The 1,080-nt window shown below is 41.1% G+C and carries 2 protein-coding genes; both read left to right on the forward strand.

From position 1 onward, the window contains the following. Positions 1-173: 173 nt before the first annotated feature. Complete coding sequence (gene trxC, locus CXF78_RS01520) at positions 174-596, forward strand: thioredoxin TrxC (protein WP_102035766.1); 423 nt, start codon at positions 174-176, stop codon at positions 594-596. A gap of 94 nt (positions 597-690) precedes the next feature. Continuing rightward, a partial coding sequence (locus CXF78_RS01525; RefSeq protein WP_102035767.1) for a DUF3465 domain-containing protein occupies positions 691-1,080 on the forward strand: 390 nt, incomplete at its 3' end.

Genomic DNA, 1,080 nt, shown 5'->3' on the forward strand with positions numbered 1-1,080 from the left:
GACGTTGGTGGGCGCAGGCCATAAAGCGAATTAATCCGGCAGGGTGGAACCTTGCGATGTTAAGCGTTGATGGCCGCTGGCCATAATATAATAAATTAAACGATTATTCGTTTAACACACCAACAAGGTTTATGATTAAAGAGTCTCAATAATGAAGTTGATGAGGTCTAATCATGATTATAGCTTGCCCCCATTGCGATACCTTAAATCGCGTACCGGAAGAACGTCTTGAACAACAACCTACTTGTGGAAAATGCAAAAAAAGTCTGTTTGTTGGTGAACCTATAGAGTTAACAGCTGCCAATTTTAGCCACCATGCTAATAAATCAGAGTTACCACTGGTGGTCGACTTTTGGGCCAGCTGGTGCGGTCCGTGTAAAAACTTTGCGCCGGTATTTACTCAAGCAGCCAAGAAATGGGAGCCTAAGTTTCGTTTCGGCAAGCTCAACACCGAAGAGCAACAAGCCCTTGCTGCCCAATTCAATATTCGCTCGATCCCAACCCTGATGGTATTTAAACAAGGCAAAGTGCTTGCACAACAATCCGGCGCTATGCCCGCATCGTCATTTAACCAATGGCTAGAGTCGATTAAATAGATTTTGGACGTTAGATTACTCATTAAAAACGCGATAAACTATCGCGTTTTTGTTTAGCTTTATTTTGATTGTTGTTTAAAAGGAATTGATAAGCATGAAAAAAATCTTAGTTATCTGTTTACTTGGTCTCGCGATATTTGGCTTTTTGGATCAAAAGGTTCAAACCACTCGAATTGTACAAAACGTTTATGCTGGCTATACCGCTGGCAGTGATAGTGCGTTACAAAATGCCATTGATAATAAGCAGAGTAACCTTCAAATCGGTGGTTCAGGGTATGTGGTAAAAATACTTTCCGATGATCTTAAAGGCAGCCGCCATCAACGATTTATTCTAAAAATAGCCAGCGGAAACACGCTATTAGTTGCCCATAATATTGATTTAGCATCACGTATAGATGGCTTAAATGTTGGCGATACGGTCGAGTTTTACGGTGTTTATGAATTTAATAACAAAGGTGGCGTCATCCATTGGACTCATCACGAC

The sequence above is a fragment of the Shewanella sp. 11B5 genome (assembly GCF_002836795.1).
Taxonomy (GTDB): domain Bacteria; phylum Pseudomonadota; class Gammaproteobacteria; order Enterobacterales; family Shewanellaceae; genus Shewanella; species Shewanella frigidimarina.